This is a genomic window from Allokutzneria oryzae, from assembly GCF_042429765.1.
In the GTDB taxonomy this organism is placed as follows: Bacteria; Actinomycetota; Actinomycetes; order Mycobacteriales; family Pseudonocardiaceae; genus Allokutzneria; species Allokutzneria oryzae.
Genome location: NZ_JBHLZU010000032.1, coordinates 135,335 through 142,856, shown reverse-complemented (window position 1 = coordinate 142,856; position 7,522 = coordinate 135,335). Strand labels below are relative to the sequence as shown.

At 67.5% G+C, this 7,522-nt stretch carries 7 protein-coding genes; 2 read left to right on the top strand and 5 right to left on the bottom strand.

Annotated features, from left to right (window positions below; all coding sequences use genetic code 11):
* Position 1: 1 nt before the first annotated feature.
* Genes ACFFQA_RS34320 through ACFFQA_RS34300 form a run of 5 tightly spaced genes read right to left on the bottom strand, consistent with a single transcriptional unit; the run spans position 2 to position 3,216 of the window.
* On the bottom strand, positions 2–334 hold the full coding sequence (locus ACFFQA_RS34320) for a WXG100 family type VII secretion target (protein WP_377861361.1): 333 nt from the start codon (positions 332–334) through the stop codon (positions 2–4).
* Positions 331–753 (bottom strand): YbaB/EbfC family nucleoid-associated protein, encoded by a 423-nt coding sequence (locus tag ACFFQA_RS34315; RefSeq protein ID WP_377861358.1) that lies wholly within the window; start codon positions 751–753, stop codon positions 331–333. Before ACFFQA_RS34315 ends, ACFFQA_RS34320 begins: the two co-directional genes overlap by 4 nt.
* A gap of 10 nt (positions 754–763) precedes the next feature.
* Positions 764–1,321, bottom strand: a complete 558-nt coding sequence (locus tag ACFFQA_RS34310; protein ID WP_377861355.1) for a DUF899 family protein — start codon at positions 1,319–1,321, stop codon at positions 764–766.
* Positions 1,296–2,219: an oxygenase MpaB family protein gene (locus ACFFQA_RS34305; RefSeq protein WP_377861352.1), complete on the bottom strand. Its 924-nt coding sequence runs from the start codon at positions 2,217–2,219 to the stop codon at positions 1,296–1,298. The genes ACFFQA_RS34310 and ACFFQA_RS34305 overlap by 26 nt, the downstream gene beginning before the upstream one ends.
* Before the next feature lie 7 nt (positions 2,220–2,226).
* Positions 2,227–3,216, bottom strand: a complete 990-nt coding sequence (locus ACFFQA_RS34300) for a terpene synthase family protein (RefSeq protein WP_377861350.1) — start codon at positions 3,214–3,216, stop codon at positions 2,227–2,229.
* Between the two features lie 171 nt (positions 3,217–3,387).
* On the opposite strand from ACFFQA_RS34300, the gene ACFFQA_RS34295 reads away from it, so the two are divergent.
* The gene (locus tag ACFFQA_RS34295; RefSeq protein WP_377861347.1) at positions 3,388–4,485 is read left to right on the top strand and encodes a polyprenyl synthetase family protein; all 1,098 of its coding nucleotides are present in this window, start codon (positions 3,388–3,390) and stop codon (positions 4,483–4,485) included.
* 219 nt (positions 4,486–4,704) lie between these two features.
* A complete protein-coding gene (locus ACFFQA_RS34290; RefSeq protein ID WP_377861344.1) occupies positions 4,705–7,512 on the top strand; it encodes a helix-turn-helix transcriptional regulator in 2,808 nt (935 codons plus the stop codon).
* Positions 7,513–7,522: the final 10 nt, after the last annotated feature.

The following is a 7,522-nucleotide window of genomic DNA, read 5'->3' as shown; positions in this document are numbered from 1 at the left end:
GTCAGGTCCCGGGGCGCTCAGGAATCACCGGAACCGCGTCCACCGCCGCCCGTTCGGCGTCGGCGAAGTTCTTCGCGGTCTTGCCCAATGCCTCGCCAGTGCCGCGCACCGCGGTCACCAGCTTGCCCAGGTACTCGCTCATCTCGTTCTTCTTGGGCACGTAGTCCTGCGCGAAGGCCTTGCCGAGCTTGTCGTTGCCCCAGCAGCCCTCCTTAGCGGCCAGTGCCGCCGTCAGTTGGCTCACCGCGGACTGGGCGTCGTCGGCGAGCTGCCGGACGCCGTCCGCCGCGCTGTGCAGCTGGTCGGTGTTGACGCTGAGTCTGCGCTCGCTCATGACAGTGCTCCTCCGCCGTTGAGGGCGTCCTTGACGAACGCGGGCATGGGCGGCCGCTCCGGCAGGAGGTCCTCCACCCCGGCCCGCCCCGCGTGCAGACCGGCGACGTCCAGGCCACCGGGGAACACACCGGCCAGTACCTCGGCCACCGACTCCAACGCCTGCTCCCGCGCCGTGGCCACGGTCTTCATCAGCAATGCGGCCAGCTCCTTCGGCGCCATCGTCCGATAAGCGCCGGTCGGGAAGTCCACATTGGTCAGTTCACCCTGGGGCCCGACGGTCACGGTCAACGCCCGCTTCGGAGCCGTGACGGTCACCGACACCTCACGCATCCGCCGATGACAGTCGACGGCGTCGTGCCGCTGCTGCTCGTACCGCGCCAGCAGCGCCTCGATCTCGTCGTCATACGGGGTCGACATGTTTCCTCCACTAGGACCGTGAACGCAGAATGCGCAGGTCCTCCCCGGCAGACAACCGAAAAGTCCTAACTTCTCGGTCCTTGTCCACCTCGTCCACAGCTCGGTCGAGCCCCGGCCATGCGTTCTCCGGATCAAGGCAGGTCCGAAGATGACGCAGAAGGTCACCCTCGTGCTGAACAGCGGCCGTGTACGTCCAGTGCACATCCATGCCGTAGTGAGCAAAGGCGTCGAGCGTCAACGTGTGACCAGAAGGCGGTCCGTGGACGAGGCCGAAGCCATGAGACGCGACCCAAGGAATGTTCCAGCCTGCCGAGTTCTTGGCCGCCGCGATTTCGGACACCGAACAGGCGGACACGAGAGCCAGGGTTGTGTCCCGCACGTGCATGCGCAGCATGTCCAGAACATCGCCGACCAACCGTGCAGGACCCGAGAGAGCACTCCCGTTCTCCTCCCCTGGAAGTCCGCAGAGGACGAGTTTCGGTCGACCGGCGAACAAGTCCAGCAGCGACGCACTGGCACCCGGTCCTTGGAAGGAACACCAGTCAGCTGGACGAACGATGCGGTTCATGTCTGCTTGGCCTCAGCCATCGTGGGTCAATGCCTGTGGGAGGTCCGCTGCGGGCGAGATCAGGCAGGTCGTACGCCTCCGGATAACCGGGATAGGAATGGTTGTCGCGATCCCGGACCACCGGCGCGACGGCCTTCCGCGCGGGGAGCAGGCGCACCGCGCGCGCACGCAGGCGCAGCGCCTTGACGGCGAGGAAACGGGTCACCGGCGATGGCGGGGCGTAGCCGAACGCGGTGAGCAGGAGCGGGTCCAGCAGGGCGAGCACACCCCGCCGGATGACGCCGCGAACCGGCCGGGGGTACCACGAGCACATCAGCCGCAGGGATCGCTCGCCCAGCTCACGACTGCTGGCGGCGTAGCGAAAGCGCGTCCGTTCGTAGTCCAGCTTGAACTGGAGCAGCTCGTCGTAGCACTCCGGGATGTCCCGAATGGCCATACGACGGCCGACCTCGCGATAGAAGTGGAACGTCGCGTGTTTCTCATGCCGGGACAGCGGCCTCCAGCCGAACCGGTCGATCCACGCGATCGGGTCGAAGATCAGCCCGGCCAGCACGTACAGCATGTCCTCGTTGCTGATCGCGTAGTGGCTGTGGACCCGGTTCATCATGCTGATCACCTGGCGGCCCCGCGCGGAGTCGTACCCGTTGTGCGCGAGCTCGGTGATCAGGATCGCCGTGTTGTCGTAGCGCCGTTGGTTGTCCTCGACGAAGCCCTGCGACGCTATGAGCAACTCGGAGATGGAAGGCGCGCAGAACGTGTTCAGCAGGGCTACCCGCCCGGCGATCCGGTACTCCCAGGGAAACTCGTAGCCGAAGGAGAGTCGATAGATCTCAGAATGATCCGAAACCGGGTCGAGCTCAAGAATCCTGCTCAACTGCCCGTACTTGCGCACGGTCACACCACCCTCACCATTGACCGACACCGCTATAACGTTCGGATGTGGTGCGATGCCAGTCCAGGCATCCCGACATGAAATACCGCATGCTCTCGACGACGCGCTCGACCTGATCCCAGGTGCGACCAGCGACAGCGGACAGATCGCGTTCCGCGCGCTCGAAGTCGTGGGTCCGCCGCGCCACCAGGCGCACCGCTCGGTCAACGGCTTCGGCCAAGTCGAGCCGTTCCGCGTGCCGCATTGCGATGACAATGTTCTTCATCTCGCCTTGAGCGAGATCTTTTGACAACGAGAAGACGTCGTTGGTCACACAGACAACGTCGTTGACGGCGTTGCGAAGCGACCGGAACTCGGCGGTCTCGACGACCTCCTCCGGTAGGGCCGTCGCGGCGGTGACCTCGATCAGGTCCAGGGTCGGTGCTATCCCGCTGCAACGGCGACGAAGCAAGAGACACGCCTCGACTGAGGGCGGGGTTCCGGAGCTCCAGTCGGCGATCCCCTCGGCCAGGCTGTCGAGCGTGTCACCGAGGTCGCGCACGAAGCGAGTGCGCCACGACAACGGCGCCGCGGGGGCGACTCGACACCAAAGGTCACCGAGAGCCGCGGCCAACCCGAGTTCGGCGCCAGGCGTCGGCTCCGGATCGATGGGCACCACGGCCAGCAGTTCCCGCTTGATCTCACGCGCCTCGGCGACCGAGATCGGGGGATCCCCGTCGTCGAACATGTCGTCGAGCAGCACGCCCCACGCGACCCATTCGGCGTCGACCGCGAGGCTGCGACTCACCGGGTTCATACATGCCGCGAGGCGACCGAGCCTGGCTTGCTCGAACCGCTTCTTCGCCATCACACCACTCGTCAGGGAAAACCGGCGCTCCCATGCGACCAGGTGTTCTTCCACGCTCGCCGCTTCGGGATGGACAGCCAAAGGAAACGGGCAGTACAGATCCAGGCCGTAGCACGGGATGGTCGTTGCACCCAACCGATGGTGTGTGCGCGTCATAGGTGGCGAGACTAGAAGGCAATAGACCCGACGTCACCGAAAACTCACCGAAGTTTCGGTTGCCACCGCAAAAGTCTTCGGTGCGCCGACACCAGCCCACTGCTTCACTGTGCGCACGTATCGGCAACGTGCCGATAACCCAGGAATTCGCGCAGCCCGGGGGACACAAAGATGACTCTCACAACATTGCCACCACCTCACCACGAGCCGGTCGCACCCCATGACCTCAGAGCCCGCGTCACGGACGTCCTCCTGCGCTTCATCGACGATCAGGACCAGATCCTGCGGGACGTGGACCCCGAACTCAGCACGATGACCACCGCGCTACGCGAGTTCGTCCTCTCCAGCGGCAAGCGCCTTCGGTCCACCTTCTGCTACTGGGGCTGGCGCGGCGCGGGCGGAGCCCCTGACGACGAAGGAATCCTCGTCGCCGCCTCCGCTCTCGAACTCCTCCAGGGGTGTGCGCTCATCCACGACGACGTCATGGACTCAAGCGACACGCGAAGAGGCCTTCCGACGATGCACCGGCGGTTCGCGCGCTGGCACCGGCTGGGCGACCTGCACGGCTCACCGGAGGAATTCGGGACGTCCGTCGCCATCCTGCTCGGCGACCTCTGCCTCTCGTGGTGCGCGCAGATGTTCGACGGGTGCGGCCTGAGCGAGGCGGCGATCAGCAGGGCCAAGCCCGCCTTCCACCAGATGCACACCGAGCTCATGGCGGGCCAGTACCTGGATCTGCTGGGACCAGCGCGCGGCGGCGGCTCGTCCGAGCGCGCCCGGCTGATCATCGACTACAAGACCGCCAGGTACACGGTGGGCCGCCCGCTGGAGTTGGGCGCCCTGCTCGCGGACGGCGGCCCCGAGCTCAGGGCGCGGTACGCGGCGTACGCCCGTCCACTGGGTGAGGCGTTCCAGCTGCGCGACGACGTGCTCGGCGTGTTCGGCGACACCGAGCGAACCGGCAAACCGGCAGGAGACGACCTTCGAGCCGGAAAGCACACCGTCATGATGGATCTCACTCGTTCACGCGCCACCGCGGCACAACGCGCCGTACTGGACGCCCTCTTCGGAAATCCGGACCTCGACAGGGACGGGATCGGGAAAATCCAGGACATCATTCGCGAAACGGGCGCATTGGCCTCCGTCAACGCCCTGATCGAAGAGCACCGCACGGCCGCCCTGTCCCACTTGACGGACAGCTTGCTGGAGACGGAGACCCAGGCCACCTTGACCGAGCTGGCCATCACGGTCACGAATCGCGATTACTGACCCCCCGCCGACCGTGAATCGGCAACAGCGGATGCGGCCATAACGGCATTCTTTCCCGCAATCGATCAAGAAGATCTGGATACTATCGCAAGAGCAACGTGTTCACTCGATTGAGGTGGATCTCCCCACCAGCTTGCCTGGCATTTGCGGCAAGGAAGTATTCTCCGCACGGTTGCGTAAACCGAGAATGACTTCCCTGTGCCCTGAGGAGGCCCCGGCATGCTGGTTGGGCGCGAGCCCCAGGTGGACACGCTGGTATCCCTGTTCACCAAGGCCAGTTCCGGCGAGAAGGCGACAGTGCTGATCGACGGTCCGATGGGCATAGGCAAGACGGCGTTGCTCACCGAGGTGACCCGCCGCGCCTCCGACACCGGGATGAGGGTGCTCACCGCCCGCGCCGACCGGCTGGAGCAGGATCTCGGGTTCGGTGTGGTCCGCCAGCTGCTGGAGCGGACGGTGCTCCGCGACCCGTCGCTGCTCGACGGGCCCGCCGCGCTCGCCGGTCCCCTCTTCGCCCCGGACGCGCTGATGCCCGAGGAGCACTCCGGCTGGGCCGACACCTCGGCGACCGTGTTGCACGGTCTGTACTGGCTCACCGTCCGGCTCACCGAAACCACCCCGGTGGTGTTCGCGATCGATGACGCGCAGTGGATCGACCAGGCGTCCCTGCGCTGGTTGGCCTACCTGTTCCGGCGGCTGGAAGGACTGCCCGTGGTGGTCCTGGCGACGCACCGGGGCGGCATGCTTCCCACGGACGACCAGCTCACGCTGCCCCGCTTCGACCACCGGATGCGCTTGACCGGACTCGACGAACGCGCCGTCGAGCAGGTCGTCCATTCCACATTGGACCAGCCGGCCGCCGAGTTCGTCGCCTCCTGCCGCACTGCCACAGGCGGCAATCCCTTGTTCCTCACCGCCTTGCTGAGCACCTGCCGCCAGCAGGCGCTACCCCCCGACGCGGCCAGCGCCACCCGGATCTCCGAGTACGGCCCCGAGGAGGTCGACCGGCTCGTCCGCGACCTGGTCCACCAACTGGGGCCCGACGGCGTCACGGTGGTCGAGGCGGTGGCGGTCCTCGGCGACGGCGCGTCGCCGGAGATGATCGGCGCGGTCGCGGACACGGCACCGGACGTGGTCTACGACATACTGCACCGGATGCGACGAGCCGGCCTGATGGTCGGCCGAGACGATCACACGGTTTCCTTCACCCACGCCGTGGTCCGCGCCGCGATCGCGGACGGCATGCTGCCGAGCGTCGCCAACCTGATGCGGAGACGGGCCGCGCGGACGCTGTTCGACGAGGGCGCGGACCGCGAACGGATCGCCGCGTACGTGCTCCGGCTTCCCGTCGTCGGCGAGCAGTGGGTCTCGGACGTGCTGATGGACGCGGCGATGGTGGCGACCAAGCGCGGCGCTCCGGAGAGCGTCGCGGCCTACCTGCGGCGGGCGCTCGGCGAGCCGCTGGCGCGCTCCCGCAGGGCCAGCGCCCTGATCGGTCTCGGCACCGTCGAACTGGGAACGGATCTCCCCACCGCCATCGCGAACCTGACCGAGGGCATCCACCTGTCCGCAGAGGACGACGAACGGGAGCGCTCCGCGGTGCTCCTCGGCAGAGCGTTGTGCGTGAACGACCGCTACCCGGAGGCGATCGGCAAGCTCCAGCAGACCCGGCAGCTGATCGCGTCGCGGGACTCGGGTCTCACCCTGCCGGAGATCGAAGAGGTCTTCCTGGGCACGCTGGTGCCCGAGTTCGCCACCGCCGCGTGGAGACGCTGCGCCGAGCTGAGGCTCACCGGTCACGAGGGCACCCCCGTCGAGGGGCTGGCCGCCGCGTTCCGCGGTTACGAGCAGACCGTGCGCACCGGATCGGCGGCCGAGGCGATCCGGTGCGGACGGCGGGCGTTGGAGCTGCGACCGTGCACCCGCAGCGACGCGGTCGCCTTCGGCGGCGCGGCGCTGGCGCTGGCGGCCGCCGACGACGTGGAGGTCGGCTGGCAGTTCAGCGACCAAGCCGTCAAGGACGCCGTCGCGACGGGGTCGGTCTTCACCTACGCGGTCTGGATCAGCCACCGCGGCCAGTACCAGTACCGCTGCGGGCGTCTGCTGGAGGCCCAGGCCGATCTCCAGGCGTCCATCGACATCCGGATCGACCACCTCGGAGTCGGCGCGCGAAGCTCGCACGTCGCCGCGACCGCGGGCGGGCTGCTGGACGTGCTGGTGGACCGCATGCTCGTCGATGACGCCGAGGCGCTGCTCCGGCGCTGGGACCTGGGCGGCGGGCTACCGGACCACCTGCTCTTCGTCAGGGTCCTCCAGGCAAGGGGACGGCTCCGGCTGGTCCAGGGAGACCCCGTCCGGGCACTCGCCGACTTCCAGCAGGCGATGGACATGGTCGAGCGCTGCGGCTTCAGCAATCCCTTCGTCTACCCCTGCCACTACGAGACCGTCACCGCCTTGCTCACGCTGGGACGCACGGCCGACGCCCGTGATCTCGCCGAGCGCACAGCGACCCTGTCCGACCAGTGGGGAACCGACCACGCCAAGGGAACCGCGTTCCGCACCCGGGCACTGGTCGAGCCGCGCGGTCAGGCACTGGAGCTGCTGCACGAATCCGTGCGGCGGCTCAGCGGGTCGCCGAGCAGACTGGACTACGCGCACTCGCTCGCCGACCTGGGCGCTCTGCTGCTGCGCGACGATCAGCCTGTTCCGGCGCGGGACCGGCTGCGCGAAGCCCTGGATCTGGCCGAGCGCATGGGAGCTGTCGCGTTGTCCGAACGAGTGCTGGTCGAACTGAAGGCGGCGGGTGGCCGCCCCCGCAGCAGGCGCGTGCACGGCACCGAGGCGCTGACCCCCAGTGAACGGCGCGTAGCGAGCCTGGCCGCGACTGGTGCGACCAACACGGACATCGCGCAGCAACTGTTCGTCGGCCTGCGCACCGTCGAAGTACACCTGACCAACACCTACCGGAAGCTCGGAATCCACGGCAGGACCGAACTGGCGTGTGCGCTGTCGGCCAGCGTGTCCTGAAGTCCCGCAC